Consider the following 25,139-nt stretch of genomic DNA (forward strand, 5'->3'; position numbering starts at 1 on the left):
GGCCTATTGTAAACGCAGTGTCGCGCGCAAGGCTGTAAATGACGGTAACTGGAGCCAGTCAGCGTGGTTTTCGGGCCAAACGGCGGCAACAGGCTATCGGCACGATCAGGAAGCTTCATGAAGCGGCCCGGCTTGCCGACCTTTATAATGCCGGTCTGATACCCATCTACTGTTTCAGTTCAAGTTCAGTTGCAGCCGCGCGGCCTCGCATGGGCGAGCCGGGCGCTTTTTACGGATTTCGATCATGCCCGCATCCACCACGAAACACGCCAAAGTCCTGATCCTCGGTTCAGGCCCCGCAGGTTACACCGCCGCCGTCTACGCGGCGCGCGCCAACCTGAATCCGGTGCTCGTCACGGGTCTGGCCCAGGGCGGTCAGCTGATGACCACCACGGACGTCGAAAACTGGCCGGCCGATGCGAACGGCGTGCAGGGCCCGGAACTGATGCAGCGTTTCCTGGAGCACGCTGAGCGCTTCAACACCGAAATCATTTTCGACCACATCCATACGGCCAAGCTCAACGAGAAGCCGATCCGCCTGATCGGCGACTCGGGCGAGTACACCTGCGACTCGCTGATCATCGCGACCGGCGCGTCGGCACAGTACCTCGGCCTGCCGTCGGAAGAGGCGTTCATGGGCAAGGGCGTGTCGGCCTGCGCGACCTGCGACGGCTTTTTCTACAAGCAGCAGCACGTAGCGGTGATCGGCGGCGGCAATACCGCAGTCGAGGAAGCCCTCTACCTCGCCGGCATCGCGAAGAAAGTGACGGTGATCCACCGCCGCGACAAGTTCCGCGCCGAGCCGATCCTGATCGACCGTCTGCTGGCGAAGGAAAAGGAAGGCGTCGTCGAGATCAAGTGGAATCATGTGCTCGATGAAGTGACGGGCGACCAGTCCGGCGTGACGGGGCTGCGGATCAAGCATACGAAGACCGGCGAAGCGACCGATATCGCGCTGCAGGGCCTGTTTGTCGCGATCGGCCACAAGCCGAATACGGATATCTTCGAAGGCCAGCTGGAGATGAAGAACGGCTACATCATCACCAACGGCGGACTGTCGGGCAATGCGACAGGCACCAGCGTACCGGGTGTGTTCGCGGCCGGCGACGTGCAGGATCACGTCTATCGCCAGGCGATTACGAGCGCCGGCACGGGCTGCATGGCAGCGCTGGATGCGCAGCGCTACCTCGAAACCATTGACGAAATGATCGGCGAACACGTGATGAGCGCTGAAGCCGAGCGTTAATCGGCGCAAGCAAGCCGGTTTGGCGAAGCGGGAACGGTAAAATGGCGCTCGGGCTTGGGCCTGAGCGCTTTCCGGTTACCGCACGCAGCAGATGAAGGGCCGCGGCTGGCAAGCTCGCGGCCCTTTTTGCTTTGCTACGCATCCATCCGTATGCTGGACTCGACGCACGGGTGGATACACCGCGCGACTCGCGATCGGGGCGCGCGAAGATCGACTTCTCTACCGCTTGTCACCGTTATGGCAAAGAACCTGCCTCACCCTAGCGAACCGAAACGTCCCCGCTCGACGGCCGTCAAGCCGACGCCCGTGCCGGTCGCGCCGACCAAACCGCAGATAGAGCCGGGCGCAGGCCTTGCCGGCTTAGGTGCTTTGCGGGCCGCGTTGAAAGGCGATGCCGAGCGGCGTGAGAGCGAACGCGCGGCGGCTGCTCAGACCCAGCGTGAAGCGTCGGCGGATGCTGATCTGTTTCGGCGGGAGATTGGCGCTGTCGCACCGCTAGTGGTGCCGCCGCGGGTGCCGCCGGCGCGCACGCCACCCTCGCCTGTGCCGGTGCAGACTCGGCTCGATGAAGAAGCTGTGTTGCACGAGGCGATTTCAGATGAATTCGATCCGGAAGTTTTGCTCGAGACAGATGAAACGCTTTCGTATTGCCGGCCTGGAGTGAGTCAGGAGGTCGTGCGGAAATTGCGGCGTGGAGCATGGATTGTGCAGGCTCAACTGGATCTGCATGGCATGCGCCGTGAAGAGGCGCGTGAGGCGCTGGCCGAGTTTATTCGCGAGTCGGTCAAGCGCGGGTTGCGCTGCCTGCGCGTGATTCATGGCAAGGGGCTTGGGTCGGTCGGCAAGGAGCCGGTGCTCAAGGGCAAGGTGCGGGCCTGGCTGGTGCAGAAGGAAGAGGTCATCGCGTTCTGCCAGGCAAGAGCGCATGACGGCGGTGCGGGTGCCGTGCTCGTGTTGCTGCAACCGGGAGCCCAGGTTCCCCACATCAAGCCGTGAAGGGGCGTCGTTAATGCATCCGCGGCTCACGCTGGCGCTCACCATCATGGAGGCGCTGGCGATCTTCGCCTATGCGATTTCGGGCTTCATCGAAGCACGCACGCGGCGGCTCGATGCGGTTGGGACTTTCCTCGTGGCGATGGCGACGGCTTTCGGCGGCGGAACCGTGCGCGATGTGTTGCTTGAGAGACGGCCGTTCTTTTGGGTCGAGCATCAACCGTATGTCATCGCGATCTTTGTGATGTCGCTGTTCGCGCCGATGCTGTTGAAGATGACTTCGAGGTTGTTGTCAGAGCGTGTGTTGTTGGTGGCCGATGCGATTGGGCTCGGGCTCTTCAGCGTCTCGGGCACATCGCTGGCGCTCGATGCGCAGATGCCCTGGTTCACGTCCGTGATCCTCGGCGTGCTGACAGGAGTATTCGGCGGCGTGATTCGCGACGTGCTATGCAATGAAGTACCGCTGATCCTGAAGGATTCGCGGCCGTATGCGACCTGCGCGTTTCTTGGCTGCTGGTTGTATCTGCTGCTCGATTACTTCAACTTCGATACCGTCTATAGCGTGCTGATCGCCACAGGGTTCATCCTGCTAGCGCGGCTCGTCACGTTCAAATTCAACATACGCCTGCCGCATTGAGCGGCGCCCACTTTCGCCCGCTACCAACGTGCAGGCATGTGAAATCTGGCGTGCCTGCCTGATCTCTCCACCGCAGCGATCAGGTCGCGAGTCGCGCGCGAGGTCGTATTCCCGAACGCGTAAAACTGCACATCGGGCAGCGCCGGCATTCCATCGGACACGGTCAATACACGCAGTCCGTCGCGTAGCTGACTGCGCGCCACGGGTGTCACCGCGAAACCCGCGTGCGCGGCGGACAGGCAGCCAGCCATGCTGCCGCTCTCGAATACCAGGCGCCATGACTTCCCGGCGTGGCTCAGGGCGGCGATAGCGGCTTCACGATAGGCGCAGGGCTCGGGAAAGACCGCAATGGGCACTTCGTCGCTGGGGTCGAAGACGGTTCCTGCATCGAATGCCCAGACCAGTTCCTCGCCCCAAAGCAGCGTCCCGTTGCCTGGCACGCGCGCACATTGCTTGCCAAACACAATATCGAACTGCCCTCGCTCGAGATCGCTCACCAGATCGGCGGTCACTCCCACTTTCAGTTCCACGGATGCGCCCGGGTGCGTGCGCCGGAACATCTGCAGGACGCCGGGTAGCCACGCCCCCGTGAAGTCCTCCGAGGCACCGATTCGCAGCCGCTCTGCACTCGGCGCGTCGCGAAGGCGGGCACGGACTTCCCGTTCCAGATTGACGATGTTACGAGCGTAGGTGTACAGCATTTCGCCGGCCGGCGTCAGCCGGAAACTGCGCGTCGTTCGCAACAGCAGAGAGGTTCCCGCCGCCTGTTCGAGGCGCCTGATGTGGCCGCTGACCGCGGGTGCAGTAAGGGCTAGTTGCTCTGCTGCGAGTGCAAAGCCGCCCGTGTCGACGACCTCGAGAAAGGTCCGTAACAGGACCAGCTCCAACCCAGCGGCGCGCGATTCCATGTTCACAGTGGCACCAGAATTCATTTCGAAACGTGAACAATATCACCCTATTCATCACGAATTCTCCTGTGAAAATAACCTAATGTGAACGCTTCGACACTGAGCTTCGACGTTGGTCGAGGGAAGACGCAATGATGGAATACTCGTTCGTAAGCACGCCAGTGCTGGACATCGGCTACCTGGAGTGGAACCCGGCCGGAGAACGCACCGCGGTTCTGGTCCACGGCTGGCCGGACTGTCCGGAAGGGTGGCGGCAAATCGCCGGGCATCTGGCGAGTGCCGGTTATCGGGTTCTGTGCCCTGCCTTGCGCGGCTTCGGACCGACGCGCTTTCGCAGCACGGACGCGCCACGCAGCGGCCAACTCGCGGCGCTTGGACGCGATCTGCTGGAATTTATCGACGCCCTGGATTTGCACCAGCCTGCTCTGATCGGGCATGACTGGGGAGCACGCGCCGTGGCCAACGCCAGCGGTTTGCGTGATGGAGCAGGATCGCATCTGGTGATGCTATCGGTTGGCTATGGGACAAACGATCCGCAGCAGCCGCTGACTTACTTGCAAGCGCGCAACTACTGGTACCACTGGTTCATGGCCACGCCGCGAGGGCAACGCGCAATCGAAGAGGATCGACGCGGCTTTACGCGTCTGATGTGGGACAAGTGGTCTCCTGCCGACTGGTACACGGGAGACGATTACGAGCAGGCAGCCGCAGCGTTCGACAACCCGGATTGGGCCAGCGTTGTACTGCATTCCTACCGGCATAGATGGGGCTTTGTGCCTGGCGACCCTTCGTATGCGAAGGACGAGGCCCGCCTGAATCCAGCTCCCGTATTGTCGGTTCCCACCTTGGTTCTGCATGGCGATGCAGATGCCTGCAATCATCCGGACAGCTCCGCGGGCAAGGAGCGCTTCTTCACTGGGCCATATCGACGCGTGGTGCTAAAGCACGTCGGCCATTTTCCGCAGAGAGAAGCGCCGGATGAGGTCGCAAGCGCCATCGTGAATTTTTGCGGGCGCGCCTCATAACGGCGCCGGCACGCCTCAGCTTTGCACCTGCGTCTCGCCCACCGGTTCGAAACCCGCATCGCCTTCGCGCCGATCGCCTTCGACCCGGTGGGCGAGACGGTCGAACCATAGGTACACCACGGGTGTCGTGAACAGCGTCAGCATCTGCGACAACACCAGGCCGCCGACGATCGCAATCCCCAGCGGTACGCGCAATTCCGCACCGGCGCCATGACCCAGCGCCAGCGGCAACGCGCCGAACAACGCGGCAAGCGTCGTCATCATGATGGGACGAAAACGCAGCACACAGGCCTGACGGATCGCCGCGGCGGGCAACAAGCCCTGTTCCCGCTCCGCCACCAGCGCGAAATCGATCATCATGATGGCGTTCTTCTTGACGATTCCGATCAGCAAAATAATCCCGATCATGCCCATGATCGACAGATCCTGGTGAAATAGCATCAACGCGCACAATGCGCCTACTCCCGCCGACGGTAGCGTCGAAATGATCGTCAGCGGATGAATCGGACTCTCGTAAAGAATCCCCAGCACGAGATACACCACCACGAGGGCCGCAAGGATCAAATAAGGCTCGCTTTGCAGCGACGCCTGGAATGCCTGCGCGGTGCCCTGGAACGTGCCGGTCAACGAGTCCGGCGCGCCCGCCGCGGCCTCGGCCTTCCGAATCGCGCTAACCGCGTTGCCGAGCGACTGCCCCGCCGCGAGATTGAACGAGATCGTCACCGCGGGGAACAATCCCTGGTGGTTCACGGAGATCGGCGACACATTGTTGTCGATGCTCACGAGCACGTTCAACGGCACGAGTTCATTCGTCAACGGCGAGCGTACATAGAGATGCGCGAGCGCATCGGTCGTCAACTGAAACTTCGGGTCCACCTCTTCGACCACATGGTACTGATTCAACTCGGTGAACATCGTCGCAATCTGACGCTGACCGAACGCGTCGTAGAGCGTGTCGTCGATCGCCTGGGCAGTGATGCCGAAGCGTGAGGCCGTGCTGCGGTCTATCACGAGCGTCGCACTCGTCGCCGAGGCCTGCTGGTCCGACGTGACGTCGGTCAGTTCCGGCAGCCTGGCAAGACGCGCCGTGAGCACCTGTGCCCAGTGGTTCAGCTCCCGGACATCCGGGTCCTGCAGCGTGTACTGATACTGCGCGGCACTGATCCGGCCACCCACCTGAATGTCCTGACGCACCTGCATGGACAGCGAGATGCCCATCACCTTCGCCGTCTTCGTCCTGAGACGGTTGAGCACCTGTCCTGCACTCGCCGTGCGCTGATTGAACGGCTTCAGGTTGATCATCAAGCGGCCCTGGCTCACGGTCGGATTCGCACCGATCCAGTAGTAGACGTTGTCTACGGCCGGGTCCGCTTCCACGATATGGCCGAGCTGCTGCATTTTCGCCGCCATCGAAGCCGGCGAAATATCCGGCGCGGCCTGCGCGATCCCTTGAATCAGACCCGAGTCCTCCTGCGGGAAGAAGCCTTTCGGTATGGCGACAAACAGTGCGCCGGTCGCAAGGATCGTGGCAATGGTGACGCCCAGCATCGTCTTCTGATGACGCAGCACCCAGTCGAGGCCATGTTCATAACGCCGCTCCACCGCGACGAAGGCCGCCTCCAGCCAGCGTTCGAGCTTGCCGGGCCGACGGCCGGCCGCCCCTGGCGTACGGATCAGCCAACCGCACAGCATCGGCGTGACGCTCAGCGAAACCAGCCCCGACATCACGATGGCCGCGCTCACCGTCACTGCGAACTCGCGGAACAGACGGCCGACGATGCCGCCCATCATCAGGATCGGGATAAACACGGCGATCAGCGAGATCGTCATCGACACGATCGTGAAGCGCACCTCGCGTGCCCCGAGCAACGCGGCACGCATGCGTGGCACGCCCTCCTCGACGTGGCGCATCACGTTTTCGATCACGACGATCGCGTCGTCGACGACGAAGCCAACAGCAATGGTCAGTCCCATCAGCGACAGGTTGTCGAGGCTATACCCCAGCAGATACATCACCCCGAACGTGGCGACCAGCGACAGCGGAATCGTGAGGCTCGGAATCACCGTCGCCCAGACGTTGCGCAGGAACACGAAAATCACCATCACGACGAGCCCGATCGTCAGCATCAACGTGAACTGCACGTCATGCACCGACGCGTTGATGGTCTGCGTGCGATCGCCGACCACATGGACATGCGCGGCGGCCGGCAGCGACGCTTCCAGCTCCGGCAAGTGGGCCAGGATGTTACGGATGGTGTCGACGACGTTGTAGCCGGGCTGCTTGTGGATGTCGAGAATGATCGCACGCTCGTGCTGCAGCCACGCGGCCTGCTGCGTGTCTTCGGCGGCGTCGATCACCGTGCCGAGATCCTGCAGGCGGATAGGCGCGCCATTCTTATAGGCGACGACGAGGTTGCGATAGCCGGCTGCCGTCGTGATCTGGTCTGTGGCGTTGAACACGACCGAACGATCCGGGCCGTTCAGACTGCCCTTCGGCGCGTTGACAGTCTGCACGCCGACGATCGAACGCACATCCTCCAGCGTCAGGCCGCGCGCGGCAAGTTTGTCGGGATCGATGCGGATACGCACTGCGGGGCGCTGCTGCCCGTGAAAATCGACAAGGCCGACTCCCGGCATCTGCGAGATCTGCTGGGCAAGAAAGTCTTCGGCGTAGCTGTCGAGTTGCGTCAGCGTGAGCGAAGGCGAAGTCAATGCAAGCGACAGCAGCGTGAAGTCGGCCGGATTGGTCTTCTCGTAGGTCGGCGGATTCGGCAGGTTCTTCGGCAGCGTGCCGCCCGCCGCGTTGATTGCGGTCTGTACGTCCTGCGCCGCACTGTTGATGTCGCGCGACAGATCGAACTGGATCGCAATGGACGTCGTGCCGAGCGAACTCGACGAGGTCATCTGCGTGATGCCGGAGATGTTCGACAGTTGCCGTTCGAGCGGCGTGGCCACCGAGGTCGCCATGGTGTCCGCGCTGGCGCCGGGCAGGTTCGCGACGACCTGGATGGTCGGAAAATCCACTTGCGGCAACGGCGCGACAGGCAACAGAAAATACGCGACCATGCCGACCAGCAAGACGGCAATCGCCAGAAAGCTCGTCGCAATGCGCCGCTGGATGAACAGTTCGAGCAGGCTCATGATGGCGCATCCATGCTCGTCGCCGGCGCGGGAGCGGCGGCTTGCGCCTTCGCGCCGACCAGCGTCGCCGCCACCCGTGCGCCAGGATTCAGGCGGCTTTGCCCTTCGAACACGATCAGGTCACCCGCTTCGATGCCGTTGCGAATCTCGGTCATGCCGTCGACGCTCACGCCGGTCTGCACCGGCCGCATCTGCACTTTGCCGTCCGGCGCGATCACATACAACTGCGTGCCTGCCTGGGTATTGACGATCGCACGGCTCGGCACGGCAATGCGCTGACGCTCCGTTCGCACCAGCACGCGGGCGTTGACGAGTTCGCCTGGCCACAGCTTGCGGTCCGTGTTGGCAAACGACGCCTTCAGCTTGATCTGGCCGGTGCTCGGGTCGACCTGGCTGTCGATGAAGACCAGCGCCCCCTGGGCGAGCGCCTCGCCGTCGGTGCGCGTCGTGACGCTCACCGGCAGCGGCGCCTTCGCCTGATTCGCGAGCAGGTCCGGCAAGACGTCCTGCGGCACGGAGAACAGCACCTCGATTGGCTCCATCTGCGTGAGCGTGACGATACCGGTGGCATCGGTGGGGTGGACGATCGCGCCGACGTCGGCCTCACGCGCGCCGACGCGGCCCGTGAACGGCGCGCTCAAGGTGGTGAAACCGAGTTGCAGGCGGTCGTTCTGCACGAGCGCAGCGTCGGCCGCGACAGTGGCGGCGAGCGACTTCACCTGCGCCCTCGCGGTATCGACGCTTTGCGAGGTCGCCGCGCCGATGCCGACGAGCTTCGCATAGCGCGTGAGGTCGAGTTGCGCGTTTTCGAGGCTTGCCTCGTCCTTGCGCTGTGCCGCCTCGGCCTGCTGCAATTGCGCGGTGAGCGGTCCCTGGTCGAGCTGGGCGAGCAGTTGGCCACGCTTCACGTCTTGCCCTTCGTTGAAGGCGACGCGTTGCAGCTCGCCGTCCACGCGCACCTTGACATCGACCGTGTTGAGCGCCTGCACGGTGCCGACCGCCGCTACCCGAATCGGGAAATCGGCGATGACCGCATGGCCGGCGTTCACCGGAACGGCGGCCGTAGACGCTTTGGCGGCTTGTCTCGGCCACTGCCACCATGCGAGCAGCGCGAGCACAACAACGAGCCCCGCAACGGCGGGCAGGGGAAACCGGCGACGCCGGCGGGGCGGCTGCTGCGGTGGAATATCTGCGGCGTGATTCATGGCGCGATGGGATTCGATGAAGATGGACCCGGCGGGGCGATAGCTGCGGCGCTGACGGTGGCTACGGCTTTTCCGGCCACAGCGGCGGGAACGACAGCAGCGGCGGAACCGACGGTCGCGTCCGCGCCGCCGCTAGCGCTGCCGTCAGTCACACCGAAGCCGCCGCCGAACGCCCGGAACAGACTGACCGATGCCTGCAGACGTGCGAGACGAGTCTGCACGAGCGCGTCCTCGGATTGATAGAGCGTGCGCTGTGTGTCGAGCACCGTCAGAAAATCGATCGTGCCGAGTCTGTACTGTGCGTCCGCCAGCATCGCGGCCTTGCGTGCGGCATCGGCTGCGGCCTGATCGGCTGCTTCAACCTGTTGCTGCTGTGCGGCGGCGCTCAACGAGTCCTCGACGTCCTGCAACGCGCTCACCACGGTCTGCCGGTAATCGGCGACGCTCTTTGCTGCGGCGGCCTCACTGGCGTGCAACTGCCCGCGCAGCGCACCGCCGTCGAAGATCGGCGCAGCCAGCGAGGACGCCAGGCTCGTGAACGGACTCGCCAGGAAGTTCGACAGCGAACGGCTGCTCAAGCCGCCGTCAGCGGTCAACACGATACTGGGGAAAAACGCTGCCCGCGCGGCGCCGACGTTGTAGTTCGCCGCCTGCAACTGCGCTTCCATCGAGCGGATGTCGGGCCGCGTATCGAGCAGGGTCGACGGCAGGTTCGGACGCGGCTGCGGCACCGGAATGCTGGCCAGTCTGGCTTCGGCCACGGCAAATCCTTCCGGTGCGGCGCCGACCAGCGTGGCGAGCAGGTGCAGGTTCTGCTCGAGTTGCTGCTGCAACGCCGGGATCGCGGCCTGGAACGTCGCCAGCGCGTTACGTTGCTGCTGGACCTGCAATTCCGTTGCGACGCCCGCGTCCTGCTGGGCCAGCAGCAGCGTCAGGATTCTGGCGGCATCGTCGGCAATGGTCTGCGCGAGCGCTACGCGTTGCCGCAGACTCTGAATCTGAAACCAGGTGTCGACGACCGATGCCGTCAATGTGAGCGCCACCGTATCGCGATCGAAAGCACTGGCGCGCGCGAGCATCTGCGCCGAGTTGGCGTTGGCGGCGTTGAGACCCCAGAAGTCGACTTCGTAACCCGCTTCCGCGAACAGGCTCTGGCCGTGGCCCGACGAAGCCGAAGCACCACTGTTGCTGCGCTGGTGGCTGCGATCGAACGTACCGTTAAGCGTCAGCGACGGATACAGCGGCGCTCCAGCCCTCTCTGCATTGGCGCGCGCCGCGGCGACACTGGCGATCGCGGAGGCCAGCGAGTAATTGTGTTGCAAACTCTGTTCGACGAGCGCATCGAGCGCCGGGTCCTGGTAGGTGCGCCACCAGCCGCTTCTGACCGGCACCGTGTCGGCAAGCGAAGCCTGCGCAGCACGGCTCCAGGCCGGCGCCAGCGGCGCAGCAGGACGCTGGTATGCCGGCACGAGCGAGCAGGCAGACAACAGAGCCAGCGCCAGCAAGCCCGCAAGCAGCGGCACACGTCCTGCGAGCGCGGCCGGCGCTAAAACGCGACCGCACGGGGGCGAACCGGACAACCGTGACTGGGGCATAAAACAGACTTCCTCACAACCTGAACGTCGCGAGGATAGCGAGGCCGTCCTGTCCGGCCTTTCGCTCGATTATTAAAAAAGTTTAATGTGAAATGGCGTCTTGCCGGCGGTGGGGAAAGCGACCGCCAGATCGGCTGTCAAAGCGGGTGCTGGGCACACGCCTCGTCGTCCGCGCGCAGCACGTAGCCGGCCCCCACGACCGTGTGAATCAACGGCGTGGCGAAGTCCCGGTCGACCTTGCCGCGCAACCGGTGCATGTGCATATCGATGACGTTGCCGCGCGGATCGAACTCATAGTTCCACGCCGCTTCGAGCAGCATGCTGCGCGTAACGACCTGGCCGGCGTAGCGCATCAGACATTCGAGCAGCAGGAATTCGCGGTGCTGCAGGTGCAGATCCCGCCCGGCCCTGCTCGCACGCCTCGCGCGGCGGTCAAGCGCCAGATCGGCCACCTGCAGGACGTCCTGCAGACGCGCACGGTCGGCGCGGCGCGCCAGCGCTTCGACACGGGCAAGCAATTCGGCGAACGCGTAGGGTTTGGCCAGATAATCGTCGCAGCCGGCGCGAATGCCGTCCACGCGGTCGGTCAGTCCGGCAACCGCGGAGAGCATCAACACCGGCGTCACGCCGCCCTGCGCGCGCAATTGCATCACGAGTTCGATACCATCCATCGCGGGCAGTCGCCGGTCCGTGACGATGACGTCATAGATACCTTCGCGGGCCAACGCGAGCCCGGTGGCGCCGTCGACGGCCGTGTCGACAATGTGGCCGCTTTCCGTCAGGCCGCGCGCCATGAAGTGACTGCCGCGCGCATCGTCTTCGACGATCAGGATTCGCATACTCGACAACCGCCAGCTCGATTGGGTTAAATTTTTTTAATGTTGGCGCGAAATCGATGTTTTCCGCGCCAAGGCATACTGTGAACGCATAGCGTAGCGCAAAGCCGCCTGTCCGGGCGTGGCGCGCCGCCGCGTCCCTACTCCGGAAACTCCGTATGTCGAACGTTTTGGTCGTCGAGGACGACCGCCAGACACGTGAAGAAATCGTCGGCGCACTCACCGATCACGGTTGCCGCGTCGACTCAGCCGAGACGGGCCGTGACGGCTTGATGCTGGCCGTCGCCGGACACTATGACGCCATCGTGCTCGACCGCATGCTGGCCGGCGGCCTCGAAGGGCTCGGCATGCTGGCGGCATTGCGCAGCGCCGGCGTCGTCACACCCGTGCTGATCCTGAGTGCGCTCTCTGCGGTGGACGAGCGGGTACGCGGCCTGCGCGCCGGCGGCGACGACTACCTGACCAAGCCGTTCGAGTTCATCGAATTGACCGCGCGCCTCGATGCACTGATGCGCCGCCGCGAGGTACCGGCCAGCGTCCAGGAATATCAGGTTGGGCCGTTGCGCCTCAATCTGCTCACGCGCGAAGTCACCCGCGCCGGCCGCCCGGTCGCGCTGCTCCCGCGTGAATACCGGCTGCTCGAATATCTGATGCAGCATGCGGGCCAGACCATCAGCCGCACGATGCTGTTCGAGGCAGTATGGGATTACCGGCTGGACGAGCGCACCAACGTGATCGACGTTCACATCAGCCGCCTGCGGAAAAAGCTCGACCCTGATGGTTCGACGCCGATGATCCACACCGTTCGCGGTTCGGGATACACGATCCGTGCGCCTGAGTGATCTGCACCGCACCACCAGTTTCCGTCTCGCGACATTGTTTCTCGCGATGTTCGGTGTCGTCTCGCTGGTGCTGTTCGCTTACCTCTACGTCGAGATCACGGGCTTCGAAATGGAGCGCGTCGACGACTGGCTGCAGCGCGAGCACGCGGCACTGGTGCGCGAAAGCCCGGAAGAACTCATCGCACGCTTCAATCATCAGAGCCAGTTCGATCCACGGCACCAGCGTCCGTTTGCGCTGTTCGACGCGCAGGGCAAACATATCGCGGGCGGCTTCCCCAGCGACCGGCCGGCGCTGCCGTACTTCGACCGGCCGTTTTCGATGCGCCTCGCGCTACCGGAGCGCAAGGTGCCCGGACGCTGCATCGCCGCGCAGATTCCCGATGGACGCACCGCGTTGCTGTGCCAGAACATTCGTGAGCTCGACCACTTCGATGAGGAGCTGTTGCACGCACTGCTCTCGGCCGGGTTGCTGATGCTGCTTGCCGGGCTGATCGGCGCGGCTATTGTCGGCGTGGGCGCCGTGCGGCGGCTCGATGCGGTGACCCACTCGATCGAGGAAATCGTCGCGGGCAATCTTAGCCGCCGCTTGCCGGAGCATGCCAAGCAGGACGACATCGACCGGCTGGTGCGCGTCGTGAACAGCATGCTCGACGAGATCGAACGGTTGATGCACGAAGTCAAAGGCGTCTGCGACGCGATCGCCCACGACCTGCGCACGCCGCTGACGCGCCTGCTGGCGGGTCTCGAGCGCGCGCAACGGCGCGCCACATCGGAGCAGGATTACCGGGCCGCCACTGAAAACGCAATCGTCGAGTTAGGCGGCATTTTGCGCACCTTCAATGCACTGTTACGCATTTCGGAGATCGAAAGCAAGGCGCGGCACGGCAACTTCGTGACGGTCGATCTCGCCGCGGTCGCCGACGATGTCGTCGAGTTCTATGAACCGACTGCGGAAGAAAAACACATCGTACTGGACTATCAGCATACGGTGAACGGCGCGATCGAAGTCCAGGGCGATCGCAATCTGCTGTTCGAAGCGCTCGCCAACCTGCTGGAGAACGCCATCAAGTTCGCACCGGACGGTGGCCATGTGTCCGTGCAACTGTTCCGTGACACCACCTCGTTCGGCATCACGATTCATGACGACGGCCCTGGCATCGCGCCTGATGAACGGCAAGCGGTGTTGCGTCGTTTCTATCGGAGCGAGGCGAGCCGTCACACACCGGGTAATGGTCTCGGACTCAGCCTGACCCATGCGGTCGCCGGCATGCACGGCATGTCGATCCGCTTCAACGACGTGCTCACCGGTTGCAGCGTCACGCTGTTCAAAAATCGCGTAGCGGTGCTGACGCGAGCCGCGGACTGAAGAAGAATTGGCCGGCGCGCAGCAACCGGCGACAGGCTGCTTCCGCCGATTCCAGCCGCCGGCCACACAACAGGCGCGCCCACCGGGCGCGCGAGGCACAGAGAAACGAGCCGGGTTAGTCGCCGACGAAGATGAGTCCGTGCGGCGTCTTCATCCCCGTAAAGACCGGCGTCATCACTCCGGTCGACGTGTTGACCTGCAAGAGCGTCCCCTGGCCGGCGCTGTATGCCGTGCCCGCCGTAAAGCCCGAGGTCGCATCGATGCGATAGATCAGTTGCGCCGAATTGTCCGCCAGCAACATGAACGAATTGCCTGACGGCGCCCAGCGCGTATCGTCCACCGGCCATGAGTTGCCGTACAACGTCAGCGGCAGCACGCTCACCGACTGACTGGCGCCCGGGTTCGCGACGAATACCAGTTCCGAGTCCTGCTGGCTGTCCACCACCAGCGCGCCGCTCGGATCGATCGCCATCGAATCCGGGTCGGTCATGTTGAGGGTCACCTGGGTATTGGTCGGGATGTTGGTCGCCGTTGCGTTGCCCATCAGCACAGGCGTCAGATGGAACGTCTGGTGATCCGAATTCAGCGTGACCGTATAGACCGACGGCACCGTGCTAACCCCATTGGGCGCCGTTGCGGTAGCCGCGCCCAAGGTGGGATTGGACGCGGACGCATACACGACGCCGTTGAGCATTTTCATGTCATCGAGCCCCCCGCCATGCGCCGGCGTGGTATCAGGGGTAAGCGTTACCTGCGTATTGGCCGTCGTGTCGATTACGATGATCTCCGTGTTGGCATCTTCGTTGGTGCTCACCCACACGGTGTGCGAATCGTATTCGAGCAGACCATCCGGGTGGCCCGGCACGTTGAAAGTCCGGATCAGATTCCCGTTCAGGTCGTACTCGATCACTTCACTCTGGGGCGATGTGCCAGCGACGTTTGTGCCATCCGGATTGTTATTGTTGTCCTGGGCAATCACGAAAATATTGCTGCCGTGCAGGAGAAGGTCATCGGGTCGCAGCGTGCCGGGCACCTGCGCAAAGACCGAAATCTTGTAGCCCGAGGCCGCAGCCGCGACCGATGCCGGAACCGCAACGGAGGACGTCGATGTCGATGTCGAGGGGTTCGTCGATACGCTATTGCCGCCACCGCATGCCGCAAGCGTCGAGACGAAGCCGGCAACACAAGCTAATTTTTTCGGGTTCATGTGGGCTGGAGGTTTTCATTAAGAAGATTCTTACCTTATGTTTCAAGATTGAATAATTCGTGACGAAGAGCTAGTGGTCTGCCAACGAATCATTAACAGAATGCCTTCATGATGAAAATCAGATGCCGATTCAATCGGATTCCTACCTAATGCAAAGCCTTGCCCAGAAGCGTTGACAGGCCAAAAGAGCGGCAGCAGAAAATCAAAAGGCCTCATGCGCCATCTCACGCATGAGGCCTTTCATATCTCTTCGTCAAAAAACAACGTAACCTTAAGAGACCCTTAAGTCGAGAGGAAACCTTAAGGAAACCTTAAGCAATGCGCTCTTCATTAGCCGGATCGAACAACACCGCCTTCGACACATCGAACAGCAGCGTCATGTTCGTCAGCGGCTGCGGATTCGAAGCCGGGTGCACGCGGCTCACCACGCGCTTGCCGTTGACCTGGGCAAACACCAAAGTATCCGGCCCGGTCGGCTCGATCACGTCGACCTTGACTTCGATCGGCTGCAGTTGCCCATCTTCAACGTTATGCGCGCTGCGCGCATCGGTAATACGCTCAGGCCGCAGACCGAGGATCACGTCCTTGCCCACATGCCCGTTGACCTTGGCCGAGTTAAACGGCAGATTCAACACACTGCGCTTGATCCCGGTATCGATCTCGACGCCCACCCCGGAACCCTGCTCAACCAGCTTGCCCTGAATGAAGTTCATCGGCGGTGCGCCAATGAATCCCGCCACGAACAGGTTCGAAGGCGAGTCATAAATCTCCTGCGGCGCGCCGAACTGCTGCACGATCCCGTCCTTCATGACCGCAATCCGGTCGCCCAGCGTCATCGCTTCGATCTGGTCGTGCGTCACATAGACGATGGTCGTGCCGAGGCGCTGATGCAGCAACTTGATCTCGGAGCGCATTTCGATACGCAGCTTCGCATCCAGGTTCGACAACGGCTCGTCGAAGAGGAACATCACCGGATCGCGCGCCAGTGCGCGGCCCATCGCCACCCGCTGCCGCTGGCCGCCCGAGAGCTGCCCCGGCTTGCGATCCAGCAAATGCTGAATCTGCAGCATGCTCGACACGCGCTCGACGATCTGCGCCTGCTCGGTCTTGGGAACCTTGCGAATCCCGAGGCCGAACGAAATATTGTCCCGCACCGTCATCGACGGATACAGCGCATACGACTGGAACACCATCGCGATATCGCGATCCTTCGGCGACAGGTTGTTCACCGTCTTGCCGTCGATCTGGATCTCGCCCTTCGTCACGGTCTCGAGACCGGCGATCATGTTGAGCAGCGTCGACTTACCGCAGCCCGAACCGCCGACGAGAATCAGGAACTGGCCGTCTTCGATGTCGATGTTGACACCCTTCAGGACCGGCACCCCGTTCGGGTAGGTCTTGTACACGTCACGGATGGAAAGGCTTGCCATGCTGTGAATCCTCTTGTCTCTGGTACAGCTTCAGGTGCGTCGCACTCAGGCGGCGCTGGCCGGATGCCGGTTCGCACCGCAGCGGCCACCCGGCACGCTGCGGCAATCGTTTTGGGTTAGCCCTTCACTGCGCCTGCGGTCAGGCCGCGCACGAAGTATCGGCCGGCGATGATGTAGACGAGCAACGTAGGCAGTGCCGCGATAATCGCGCCTGCCATGTCGACGTTGTATTCCTTCACACCGGTCGACGTATTCACGAGGTTGTTCAGCGCCACCGTGATCGGCATCGAATCGACACCTGAGAACACGATACCGAACAGGAAGTCATTCCAGATCTGCGTGAATTGCCAGATCAGGCAGACCATGAAAATCGGCAATGAAACCGGCAGCAGAATCTTCGTGAAGATCAGGAAGAAGCCTGCCCCGTCGATACGCGCCGCTTTCACCAGTTCCGCCGGAATGCTGACGTAGAAGTTGCGGAAGAACATCGTGGTGAAGGCGATGCCGTACACCACGTGCACCAGCACCAGTCCGCCCACCGTGTTCGACAGGCCGAGGAAGCCTTCAAAACGCGCCATCGGCAGCAGGATTGCCTGGAACGGAATGAAACAGCCCACCAGCAGCATCGTGAACAAAAGATCGGCGCCACGGAAACGCCAGTGCGTCAGCACGTAACCGTTGAACGCACCGATGATCGACGAGATGAGCACGGCCGGAATCACCATCCGCACCGAGTTCATGAAGAACGGCTGCATCCCGTCGCAACGCACACCCGTACACGCCTGGCTCCATGCCTTGATCCACGGCGCGAAGGTCGGATGCGACGGCGGCGTCAGCAGGTTGCCGGTGCGCAGTTGATCGATGTCCTTGAAGGACGTGGACAGCATCACGTACAACGGAAACAGGAAGTACAACGCAAACAGAATCAAGGCCGCATAAATGACGGCACGGCTGATCGTCATCTTAGGCTGCATTACGCGTGCTCCTCGATTCCATATACATCAGCGGCACGAGCACGGCCACGACGGTTGCGAGCATCATCATCGACGATGCCGCGCCGACGCCGAGTTGCCCGCGGTTAAACGAAAACGTGTACATGAACATCGCCGGCAGCGACGACGAGGTACCCGGGCCACCTGCCGTCAACGCGACGACGAGGTCGAAGGTCTTGATCGTGATGTGGCAGAGAATCAGCAGCACCGAGAAAAACACCGGCCGCATGCTCGGAATCACGATCCGGCGGTAAATGGTCGGCAGCGTGGCGCCGTCCACTTGTGCCGCCTTGAAAATTTCCGCATCCACACCGCGCAGGCCGGCGAGGAACAGCGCCATCACGAAGCCGGTCGATTGCCAGACGGCCGCGATCACGATACAGAAAATCGCGCGATCCGGATTGTCGAGCCAGTCGAACTGGAAGCTCGTCCAGCCCCAGTCGTGCAGCACCTTTTGCATGCCGAGATTAGGGTTGAGAATCCATTGCCATGCCGTGCCCGTCACGATGAACGACAGCGCCATCGGATACAGGAACACCGCGCGCAACGCGCCTTCGTTGCGAATCTGCTGGTCGAGCAGGATGGCAAGGAACAGGCCCAGACCCACGCAGATCGCGATGAACGGAATGCCGAACCAGCCGAGGTTTGCGGCTGAGGTCCACCACACATCGTTATCGAACAGCTCGCGATAGCGGTCGAGACCGACAAAATCGTAGCGCGGCATCAGTCGCGAATTCGACAGCGACAGATAACCGGTCAGAAAAATGAAGCCGTAAACGAAGACCAGGCTGATCACGATGCTGGGAGAAAGCACCAGCTTCGGAATCCAGCGGTCGGCGAGCGCCGCCATCGGCGACGTGCGGCGGGTCACGGAGGCCGTGGTTTTCCCGTTTCCGCTAAGAGAAGCAGTCACTACTCGACTCCTGAAACTGTGCCGCCCGCCGCTGCGCAAGCATTGCGCAACGCTGGACCGGCATAGGCTTTGACTCTGGGTACATCTTCATGCTGAAGAGAGGCGCCCGGCGGCGCGTGGAGTCGCAACCGGGCGCTTTGCTACTGAACTTACTTCGTCTTCGCAGCCTTCGCGAGCGCTTCAACCGCGCTCTTCGAATCCTGGTCCGAGTTCATGAACTTCGTCACGACGTCGGTGATCGCACCAGCCGTTGCATCCGGCTGAGCCATGCCGTGTGCGAGCGACGGAACATAGCCGCCAGCCTTGATGGCCGTTTGCTCATCCGCGTACGACTGCTTGCCGCAGGCGTCGAACTTGTCCATGTTCACGCCCAGACGAACCGGAATCGAACCCTTGTACAGGCTGAACTGCTCCTGGAAGTCCGGGCTCATGATCGTCTTGGCCAGCGCCAGTTGACCCGCCGTTGCATCCTTCGCGCCCTTCTGCTGGAAGAACACGAACGAGTCGACGTTGAACGTGTACGCCTTCGAGGTGCCCGGCACCGGTGCGCAGACATAGTCCGTACCCGGCGCCTTGTTCGCGTTGGCGAACTCGCCCTTGGCCCAGTCGCCCATGAACTGCATGCCGGCCTTGCCGTTGATGACCATGGCGGTCGCCAGGTTCCAGTCGCGGCCGGTACGGCCGTTGTCCATGTACGACTCGATCTTGCGAACCGTGTCGAACACGCCGACCATCTGTTGCGACGTCAGGGTCTTCTGGTCGAGGTCGACCAGCGCCTTCTTGTAGAAGTCAGCGCCTTGCGACAACACCACGTCTTCCCACAGCGTCAGGTCTTGCCACGGTTGACCGCCTGCGGCGACCGGCTGGATGCCGGCGGCCTTCAGCTTGTCGGCGAGAGCGAAGAATTCCGGCCACGTGGTAGGCGGCTTTGCGCCCACCTTGTCGAGTGCTGCCTTGTTGATCCATACCCAGTTGACGCGGTGCACCGAGAACGGCGCTGCGACGTAGTGGCCGTCTGCGTGCATGATCTTGTCGATCTGCGGCGGCAGATTCTTCTTCCAGTCACCCGCGGCGGAATCGATCGGCACCAGCACGCCCTGCTCCGCCCACTCCTGGATCAGCGGACCCTTGATCTGCGCAGCGCTCGGCGCATTACCCGAGATCACCTGCGTCTTGAGTGCCGTCATGGCCGCCGCACCTGCGCCGCCCGCAACCGCGAAGTCCTTCCAGGTGTACCCCTGCTTCTGCATGTCATCTTTCAGTACGCCGACAGCTTTCGACTCGCCGCCGGACGTCCACCAGTGCAGCACTTCGATCGACTCGGCAGCTTGCACTGCGGACACGCCACACATCAGACCTGCGGCGCACAGAGCGCCCATGATCGCGCGGAATTTCATTGCTTATCTCCTCCAGACACCTGAACAAAAAACGAATGGCCCCTGATTCTCCAGGGTGCTGTGGTTGGTTCAAACAGGCAAAACACTGGGCGATCGAGCTTCGGGCAAGCACATGCGCATGCATGTGCCGGCGAGCCGACGTTCGGCCGCTGGAAGCTCAGAAGATGAGTGGTTCGGGATGCAACTGACTGTCTCCTCTTTTGATTTTTGCCTGCCCGCGTCGCGCGCGGCAGACTCGAGGTGCCTCACACGTTAACCCTGACATCCGTGCTGCCGAGTGCCGCCGCCAAGGCAGCCAACACGTGCAAAAACGTAATGTCCATTAACATGCAGGGGACGCCTGCCGATTCGGGAAAACGCGCATCTTGCCTCGCTGCGCACGCTTTTTTCATCGAATTAGCGTTACCTCTTGATTTGGATTGTAGTTAAACTACAATTCAGTGTCAAAAAAAATTTTATCGGACTACGGTCGCTCCGGGCGGCCCCTGGACATCGACGGAGACTCATGTTTACGGACTCAAGCTTCACCTTCGTTCTCTTCGGCGGAACTGGCGATCTGTCGATGCGCAAGATCCTCCCGGCACTGTATGAAGCACACCGTGCAGGCATGCTGGCCGAAACCGGCAAGATCGTGGCGGTGGCGCGTCATGCGGAGGACCGCAGCGGCTATATCGAGTGGGTCAACGAACACGTCAAGCCGTACGTCTCGAAGAACGGGCTCGACGAGAGCGCCTGGGCCGGCTTCCTTGAACGCATCCAGTACGTCAAGCTCGACCTGGGCAAACCCGCAGACTTCGAGTTGCTGCGCGACGCGCTGAGCGGCCTGCCCGGCATCCGCGTGTTTTATCTCGCCACGGGCCCGTCGCTGTTCGTCCCGATCTGCCACGCATTGGCCGCCGTCGGTCTCAATACGAATGCGCGCATCGTGCTGGAAAAGCCGCTTGGCTACGACCTGAAGTCGTCCAACGCGATCAACGACGCAGTGGGCGAAATCTTCGCCGAAGAACAGATCTACCGGATCGACCACTATCTCGGCAAAGAACCGGTGCAGAACCTGCTGGCGCTGCGCTTCGGCAATGCGCTGTTCGAACCGCTGTGGCGCCGCGAGTGGGTCGAAAGCATCCAGATCACGATCGCCGAAGAACTGGGCGTGGAAGCGCGCGGCGACTTCTACGACAATACCGGCGCGCTGCGCGACATGGTGCAGAACCATTTGCTGCAGTTGCTCTCGATTGTGGCAATGGAACCGCCCCATTCGATGGATTCGGATTCCGTGCGCGACGAGAAGCTGCGCGTGCTGCGCGCGCTTAAACCCATCGATCCGCGCGACATCGGCAAGGTGGCCGTGCGTGGCCAGTATCATTCGGGCGTGATCCGCGGCACCTCGGTGCCGGCTTATGCGACCGAGCCGGGCGTCAAGACGGACTCCAACACGGAGACCTTCGTCGCCCTGAAGGTGGAAATCGAAAACTGGCGCTGGGCCGGCGTGCCGTTCTTCCTGCGCACCGGCAAGCGTCTGGCCGACCGGGTTGCCGAGATCGTGGTGAACTTCCGTGCAGTGCCGCATTCGGCGCTTGGACCTACCGCGTTGCGTCCCGGCGCGAACCGGCTGGTGATCCGGCTGCAACCGAACGAAACGATCCGCCTGTATTGCCTCGCCAAGCAGCCCGGCGAGGGCATGAACCTGGCCAGCGTCCACCTCGACCTCGCGTTCGACCAGTTCTTCCGCGAAGGGCAGATGGAGGCTTACCAGCGCCTGTTGCTCGATGTGATCAACGGCCGCCTCGCGCTGTTTGTGCGGCGCGACGAGCAGGAAGCCGCATGGCGCTGGGTGGAACCGATCCTGAACGAATGGGCAGCCGCGAACAAGCCGCCCAAGCCGTATGCAGCAGGCACGTGGGGGCCCGCGGCCTCGAGCGCGATGCTCGCGCAGCACGGCACCTGCTGGCTCGAGGAAGAAAACTGAAGAACCGGAATGCGGCGGCGCAGCGCGAGCGAAAGACCGCGCCGCGTGCGCCGCCTGCGTGACACCGATGGACTGAACGGGATGGCGCCGTAACGGCGATGGCAACGGCAGCGAACGGAACCCAGGTTCCGCAGGCGGTCGTTACCGGACGTGGCGGCATATTCCGCAGACCCAACAAAAAAGCAGTACGGAGGAGAAGTGATCGAGCTTCACGCTTTCGACGACCCGCGCGCCCAATCCGACGCGCTGGCGCAAGCGGTGGGCGACGCCTTACATGCGTCCCTCGCCGCTCGGGCAACCGCGACCGCCACTGGCGCGGGCCATGTAACGCTTGCAGTGTCGGGCGGCAGCAGTCCGCGTCCGTTCCTGCAGACCTTGTCCACGCAACCGTTCGACTGGACGCGCATTGCCGTGACCTTGGTCGACGACCGTTGGGTTGCCGAAACCGACAGCGCCAGCAATTCGCGCTTTGCGCATGAGACGCTGTTGCAGAACGCCGCGCAAGGCGCCGCGTTCTGGCCGCTGGTCGATACCACCCAATCGCTCGCAGCGCAGGTCGCCGCGCTGAACGCCGACCCGCGCCGCGCGCTGCCGGATGTCGCCGTGCTCGGGATGGGCGAGGACGGCCATACGGCGTCGATCTTCGCGGATGCGCCGGAGTGGGACTTCGCCATTACGACGCCCGAGCGCTTTGTCGCGGTGCATCCGGGCAGCGCGCCGCATGCGCGGGTGAGCTGGTCGATGTCCGCGTTGAAGCAGATGGGCCGCCTGTTTCTGTTGATTGCAGGACCGCGCAAGCTGGACGTGCTGAATGCCGCCGCCGCTGCGCCACAAAAAAATGCCATCTCAAAGCTGGCAAACGACAAGGGAGTGAGACTCGATGTCTACTGGTGTGAAAAATAACGCTGTCCCGGGCGCGGGCCAGCACGCTGACGGACCACGGCTGCTAGCCGACATCGGCGGCACCAATGCGCGTTTTGCGCTGGAGACGGGGCCTGGCGAGATTGGCCAGGTGCAGGTGTATCCGTGCGCCGACTACCCGGGCGTCGCCGAAGTCATCAAGAAATACCTGAAGGATACGAAGATCGGCCGCGTGAACCACGCGGCGATTGCGATTGCGAACCCGGTCGACGGCGACCAGGTCAGCATGACCAATCACGACTGGACCTTTTCGATCGAAGCCACGCGGCGCGCGCTGGGCTTCGACACGCTGCTGGTCGTCAACGACTTCACGGCGCTGGCGATGGCGTTGCCGGGCCTGACCGACTCGCAACGCGTGCAGGTGGGCGGCGGCGCACGCCGCCCCAACAGCGTGATCGGCCTGCTGGGCCCGGGCACGGGCCTCGGCGTCTCCGGCCTGATTCCGGCTGACGACCGCTGGATCGCGCTCGGCAGCGAAGGCGGCCACGCCACCTTCGCGCCGATGGACGAGCGCGAAGATCTGGTACTGCAGTACGCCCGCAAGAAGTGGCCGCACGTGTCATTCGAACGCGTGTCGGCGGGGCCGGGCATCGAGGTGATCTACCGGGCGCTGGCAGCGCGCGACAAGAAGCGCGTACCGTCAAGCTTCGATACGTCCGAGGTCGTCAAACGTGCGCTCGAGGGCGAGCCGCTGGCGGCGGAATCGGTGGAGGTGTTCTGCGGCATTCTCGGCACGTTCGCGGGCAATATTGCGGTGACGCTCGGTGCGCTGGGCGGCATCTACATTGGCGGCGGCGTCGTGCCGCGCCTTGGCGAAGTCTTTGAGCGCTCTTCGTTCCGCGAGCGCTTTGAAGCGAAGGGCCGCTTCGAGGCGTATCTGAAGAACGTGCCGACCTATGTGATCACCGCCGAGTACCCGGCGTTCCTCGGCGTCTCCGCGATCCTCGCGGAGCAACTGTCGAACCGCGCGGGCGGCAGTTCTTCCGCGGTGTTCGAGCGAATCCGCCAGATGCGTGACGCGTTGACACCGGCTGAGCGCCGCGTGGCGGATCTGGCATTGAATCATCCGCGTTCGATCATCAACGATCCGATTGTGGACATCGCGCGCAAGGCGGACGTGAGCCAGCCTACGGTGATCCGCTTCTGCCGCTCGCTCGGCTGCCAGGGCCTGTCCGATTTCAAGCTGAAACTGGCGACGGGGCTGACCGGAACGATTCCCGTGAGCCACAGCCAGGTGCACCTGGGCGATACGGCGACGGACTTCGGCGCGAAGGTGCTGGACAACACGATCTCTGCGATTTTGCAGTTGCGCGAGCATTTGAACTTCGAGCATGTCGAGCGGGCGATCGACCTGTTGAACGGCGCGCGCCGGATCGAGTTTTACGGACTCGGCAATTCGAACATCGTCGCACAGGATGCGCACTACAAGTTCTTCCGGTTTGGCATTCCTACCATTGCTTATGGCGATCTGTACATGCAGGCGGCGTCGGCGGCGCTGCTTGGCAAGGGAGATGTGATTGTTGCCGTGTCGAAGTCAGGGCGTGCGCCCGAGTTGCTGCGGGTGTTGGATGTGGCGATGCAGGCCGGGGCGCAGGTGATTGCGATTACGTCTAGCAACACGCCGTTGGCGAAGCGGGCCACTGTGGCGCTGGAGACCGATCACATTGAGATCCGTGAGTCGCAGCTATCCATGATTTCGCGGATTTTGCATCTTGTCATGATCGATATTCTTGCCGTTGGCGTGGCGATCCGGCGTGCCTTGCCTAGTGAGGATGTGGCTGAAGCCGTCGCTAAAGTGCGCGGTGGCGCGGATGATGATGCTACTGCTGTGCTTGATTGGCTTAGTCATGGGGCTGCTTCTTCGGCGCGGGATTAAGGTTTTTTTGCCTGTGCGGCGCTTTGGTGGTTGTTCTTGGGGTGTTGGCCTTTCCTTGCTGTGTTAGCGGTTTATTGGCGTTGCCCCTGTGCGGGGCGGCACCTACTTTTCTTTGCCGCCGCAAAGAAAAGTAGGCAAAAGAAAGCGGGCTGACAACCGCTAGCTCGTAGGTGTCCACCACATAGGCCAATACGAAGTGGTCCGCACGAGGACCTTCTTTCGCACCACTCACGTTAGTGACAAGGCCGTCATCCGTTCCAGCGTTGCGCTGCGCGCCCCGCCGTCGGGCACAACTCCCACTGCAAATTCAACAGGTGTTCTAACTATGTTGGGTTGGCGCTTGCGCGCAAGATCGTGCTATTAGCATTCCCTTCCTGGTAGTCCACCGCTACTCGTCCTCTGTTTTAACTGGTAACGCTATAAATTTCGTGTAGTTCCAATCTTTATTGCGTAACACCCAATTTCGTTAGCAGTGGCAATCTTGTGGCCGCTGGTTTCCCTGGCAGACCCATCCGCGACGCACGCAGTGCGGAGTGGGGTGGATGAGCGCTGTGTCACTAGCGGGGGAGATGCGAGGGCAGGTCCTCGTGCGGACCATTCCGTGGTGACCTGAGTGGTGGACACCTACGGGCTAGCGGTTGTC

The 25,139-nt window shown here is 62.4% G+C and carries 19 protein-coding genes; 9 read left to right on the top strand and 10 right to left on the bottom strand.

Annotated features, from left to right (window positions below; translation table 11 throughout):
• Window positions 1-244 precede the first annotated feature (244 nt).
• From trxB to AC1ECK_RS14300, 3 genes are all read left to right on the top strand, one after another.
• Window positions 245-1,246 carry a thioredoxin-disulfide reductase gene (gene trxB, locus AC1ECK_RS14290; protein ID WP_480320072.1) on the top strand — a complete coding sequence of 334 codons (1,002 nt, stop codon included), beginning with the start codon at window positions 245-247 and terminating at the stop codon, window positions 1,244-1,246.
• 237 nt (window positions 1,247-1,483) lie between these two features.
• A complete protein-coding gene (locus tag AC1ECK_RS14295; RefSeq protein WP_480320152.1) occupies window positions 1,484-2,242 on the top strand; it encodes a Smr/MutS family protein in 759 nt (252 codons plus the stop codon).
• Window positions 2,243-2,255: 13 nt separating this feature from the next.
• Window positions 2,256-2,876 (top strand): trimeric intracellular cation channel family protein, encoded by a 621-nt coding sequence (locus AC1ECK_RS14300; protein ID WP_480320074.1) that lies wholly within the window; start codon window positions 2,256-2,258, stop codon window positions 2,874-2,876.
• 20 nt (window positions 2,877-2,896) lie between these two features.
• On the opposite strand, the gene AC1ECK_RS14305 is transcribed toward AC1ECK_RS14300, so the two are convergent.
• Entirely contained in the window at window positions 2,897-3,784 is an 888-nt protein-coding gene (locus tag AC1ECK_RS14305; protein WP_480320154.1) for a LysR family transcriptional regulator, read from the bottom strand.
• A gap of 131 nt (window positions 3,785-3,915) precedes the next feature.
• On the opposite strand from AC1ECK_RS14305, the gene AC1ECK_RS14310 reads away from it, so the two are divergent.
• Complete coding sequence (locus AC1ECK_RS14310; RefSeq protein WP_480320076.1) at window positions 3,916-4,809, top strand: alpha/beta fold hydrolase; 894 nt, start codon at window positions 3,916-3,918, stop codon at window positions 4,807-4,809.
• 15 nt (window positions 4,810-4,824) lie between these two features.
• Here AC1ECK_RS14310 and AC1ECK_RS14315 read toward each other — a convergent pair whose 3' ends face one another.
• From AC1ECK_RS14315 to AC1ECK_RS14330, 4 genes are all read right to left on the bottom strand, one after another.
• Window positions 4,825-7,950, bottom strand: a complete 3,126-nt coding sequence (locus tag AC1ECK_RS14315) for an efflux RND transporter permease subunit (RefSeq protein WP_480320078.1) — start codon at window positions 7,948-7,950, stop codon at window positions 4,825-4,827.
• The gene (locus AC1ECK_RS14320) at window positions 7,947-9,155 is read right to left on the bottom strand and encodes an efflux RND transporter periplasmic adaptor subunit (RefSeq protein ID WP_480320080.1); all 1,209 of its coding nucleotides are present in this window, start codon (window positions 9,153-9,155) and stop codon (window positions 7,947-7,949) included. The genes AC1ECK_RS14315 and AC1ECK_RS14320 overlap by 4 nt, the downstream gene beginning before the upstream one ends.
• Window positions 9,152-10,678 (bottom strand): efflux transporter outer membrane subunit, encoded by a 1,527-nt coding sequence (locus AC1ECK_RS14325; RefSeq protein WP_480320082.1) that lies wholly within the window; start codon window positions 10,676-10,678, stop codon window positions 9,152-9,154. The genes AC1ECK_RS14320 and AC1ECK_RS14325 overlap by 4 nt, the downstream gene beginning before the upstream one ends.
• A 209-nt stretch (window positions 10,679-10,887) precedes the next feature.
• On the bottom strand, window positions 10,888-11,589 hold the full coding sequence (locus AC1ECK_RS14330) for a response regulator transcription factor (RefSeq protein WP_480320084.1): 702 nt from the start codon (window positions 11,587-11,589) through the stop codon (window positions 10,888-10,890).
• Between the two features lie 155 nt (window positions 11,590-11,744).
• Between AC1ECK_RS14330 and AC1ECK_RS14335 the strand changes: the two genes are divergently transcribed.
• Together AC1ECK_RS14335 and AC1ECK_RS14340 are read left to right on the top strand one after the other, a co-directional pair.
• Window positions 11,745-12,428, top strand: coding sequence for a response regulator transcription factor (locus AC1ECK_RS14335; protein WP_480320086.1), 684 nt, complete (start codon window positions 11,745-11,747; stop codon window positions 12,426-12,428).
• Entirely contained in the window at window positions 12,415-13,794 is a 1,380-nt protein-coding gene (locus AC1ECK_RS14340; protein ID WP_480320088.1) for a sensor histidine kinase, read from the top strand. The genes AC1ECK_RS14335 and AC1ECK_RS14340 overlap by 14 nt, the downstream gene beginning before the upstream one ends.
• Before the next feature lie 115 nt (window positions 13,795-13,909).
• Here the strand turns inward: AC1ECK_RS14340 and AC1ECK_RS14345 are convergent, their stop codons facing one another.
• The 5 genes from AC1ECK_RS14345 to AC1ECK_RS14365 form a co-directional block, all read right to left on the bottom strand.
• Complete coding sequence (locus tag AC1ECK_RS14345) at window positions 13,910-15,001, bottom strand: hypothetical protein (RefSeq protein WP_480320090.1); 1,092 nt, start codon at window positions 14,999-15,001, stop codon at window positions 13,910-13,912.
• Window positions 15,002-15,312: 311 nt separating this feature from the next.
• Window positions 15,313-16,431 (bottom strand): ABC transporter ATP-binding protein, encoded by a 1,119-nt coding sequence (locus AC1ECK_RS14350; RefSeq protein ID WP_480320092.1) that lies wholly within the window; start codon window positions 16,429-16,431, stop codon window positions 15,313-15,315.
• 116 nt (window positions 16,432-16,547) lie between these two features.
• A complete protein-coding gene (locus AC1ECK_RS14355) occupies window positions 16,548-17,405 on the bottom strand; it encodes a carbohydrate ABC transporter permease (RefSeq protein WP_480320094.1) in 858 nt (285 codons plus the stop codon).
• A complete protein-coding gene (locus AC1ECK_RS14360) occupies window positions 17,395-18,336 on the bottom strand; it encodes a carbohydrate ABC transporter permease (protein ID WP_480320096.1) in 942 nt (313 codons plus the stop codon). Before AC1ECK_RS14360 ends, AC1ECK_RS14355 begins: the two co-directional genes overlap by 11 nt.
• A gap of 149 nt (window positions 18,337-18,485) precedes the next feature.
• On the bottom strand, window positions 18,486-19,733 hold the full coding sequence (locus AC1ECK_RS14365; RefSeq protein ID WP_480320100.1) for an ABC transporter substrate-binding protein: 1,248 nt from the start codon (window positions 19,731-19,733) through the stop codon (window positions 18,486-18,488).
• 505 nt (window positions 19,734-20,238) lie between these two features.
• Here AC1ECK_RS14365 and zwf point away from each other — a divergent pair.
• From zwf to AC1ECK_RS14380, 3 genes are all read left to right on the top strand, one after another.
• A complete protein-coding gene (zwf, locus tag AC1ECK_RS14370) occupies window positions 20,239-21,699 on the top strand; it encodes a glucose-6-phosphate dehydrogenase (protein WP_480320103.1) in 1,461 nt (486 codons plus the stop codon).
• Window positions 21,700-21,897: 198 nt separating this feature from the next.
• On the top strand, window positions 21,898-22,602 hold the full coding sequence (pgl, locus tag AC1ECK_RS14375) for a 6-phosphogluconolactonase (protein WP_480320105.1): 705 nt from the start codon (window positions 21,898-21,900) through the stop codon (window positions 22,600-22,602).
• The gene (locus AC1ECK_RS14380; RefSeq protein ID WP_480320107.1) at window positions 22,580-24,496 is read left to right on the top strand and encodes a bifunctional transcriptional regulator/glucokinase; all 1,917 of its coding nucleotides are present in this window, start codon (window positions 22,580-22,582) and stop codon (window positions 24,494-24,496) included. The genes pgl and AC1ECK_RS14380 overlap by 23 nt, the downstream gene beginning before the upstream one ends.
• Window positions 24,497-25,139 lie beyond the last annotated feature (643 nt).

Source organism: Paraburkholderia sp. SSBN10T (assembly GCF_056619545.1).

What these genes read in the sequence shown, in the direction of transcription:
- AC1ECK_RS14350 (WP_480320092.1), bottom strand. Translation starts at nt 16,431, where the DNA reads ATGGCAAGCCTTTCCATCCGTGACGTGTACAAGACCTACCCGAACGGG.
- AC1ECK_RS14335 (WP_480320086.1), top strand. Translation starts at nt 11,745, where the DNA reads ATGTCGAACGTTTTGGTCGTCGAGGACGACCGCCAGACACGTGAAGAA.
- zwf (WP_480320103.1), top strand. Translation starts at nt 20,239, where the DNA reads ATGTTTACGGACTCAAGCTTCACCTTCGTTCTCTTCGGCGGAACTGGC.
- AC1ECK_RS14365 (WP_480320100.1), bottom strand. Translation starts at nt 19,733, where the DNA reads ATGAAATTCCGCGCGATCATGGGCGCTCTGTGCGCCGCAGGTCTGATG.
- AC1ECK_RS14380 (WP_480320107.1), top strand. Translation starts at nt 22,580, where the DNA reads ATGTCTACTGGTGTGAAAAATAACGCTGTCCCGGGCGCGGGCCAGCAC.
- AC1ECK_RS14345 (WP_480320090.1), bottom strand. Translation starts at nt 15,001, where the DNA reads ATGAACCCGAAAAAATTAGCTTGTGTTGCCGGCTTCGTCTCGACGCTT.
- AC1ECK_RS14305 (WP_480320154.1), bottom strand. Translation starts at nt 3,784, where the DNA reads ATGGAATCGCGCGCCGCTGGGTTGGAGCTGGTCCTGTTACGGACCTTT.
- AC1ECK_RS14355 (WP_480320094.1), bottom strand. Translation starts at nt 17,405, where the DNA reads ATGCAGCCTAAGATGACGATCAGCCGTGCCGTCATTTATGCGGCCTTG.
- AC1ECK_RS14320 (WP_480320080.1), bottom strand. Translation starts at nt 9,155, where the DNA reads ATGAATCACGCCGCAGATATTCCACCGCAGCAGCCGCCCCGCCGGCGT.
- AC1ECK_RS14310 (WP_480320076.1), top strand. Translation starts at nt 3,916, where the DNA reads ATGATGGAATACTCGTTCGTAAGCACGCCAGTGCTGGACATCGGCTAC.
- trxB (WP_480320072.1), top strand. Translation starts at nt 245, where the DNA reads ATGCCCGCATCCACCACGAAACACGCCAAAGTCCTGATCCTCGGTTCA.
- AC1ECK_RS14300 (WP_480320074.1), top strand. Translation starts at nt 2,256, where the DNA reads ATGCATCCGCGGCTCACGCTGGCGCTCACCATCATGGAGGCGCTGGCG.
- AC1ECK_RS14295 (WP_480320152.1), top strand. Translation starts at nt 1,484, where the DNA reads ATGGCAAAGAACCTGCCTCACCCTAGCGAACCGAAACGTCCCCGCTCG.
- AC1ECK_RS14330 (WP_480320084.1), bottom strand. Translation starts at nt 11,589, where the DNA reads ATGCGAATCCTGATCGTCGAAGACGATGCGCGCGGCAGTCACTTCATG.
- AC1ECK_RS14315 (WP_480320078.1), bottom strand. Translation starts at nt 7,950, where the DNA reads ATGAGCCTGCTCGAACTGTTCATCCAGCGGCGCATTGCGACGAGCTTT.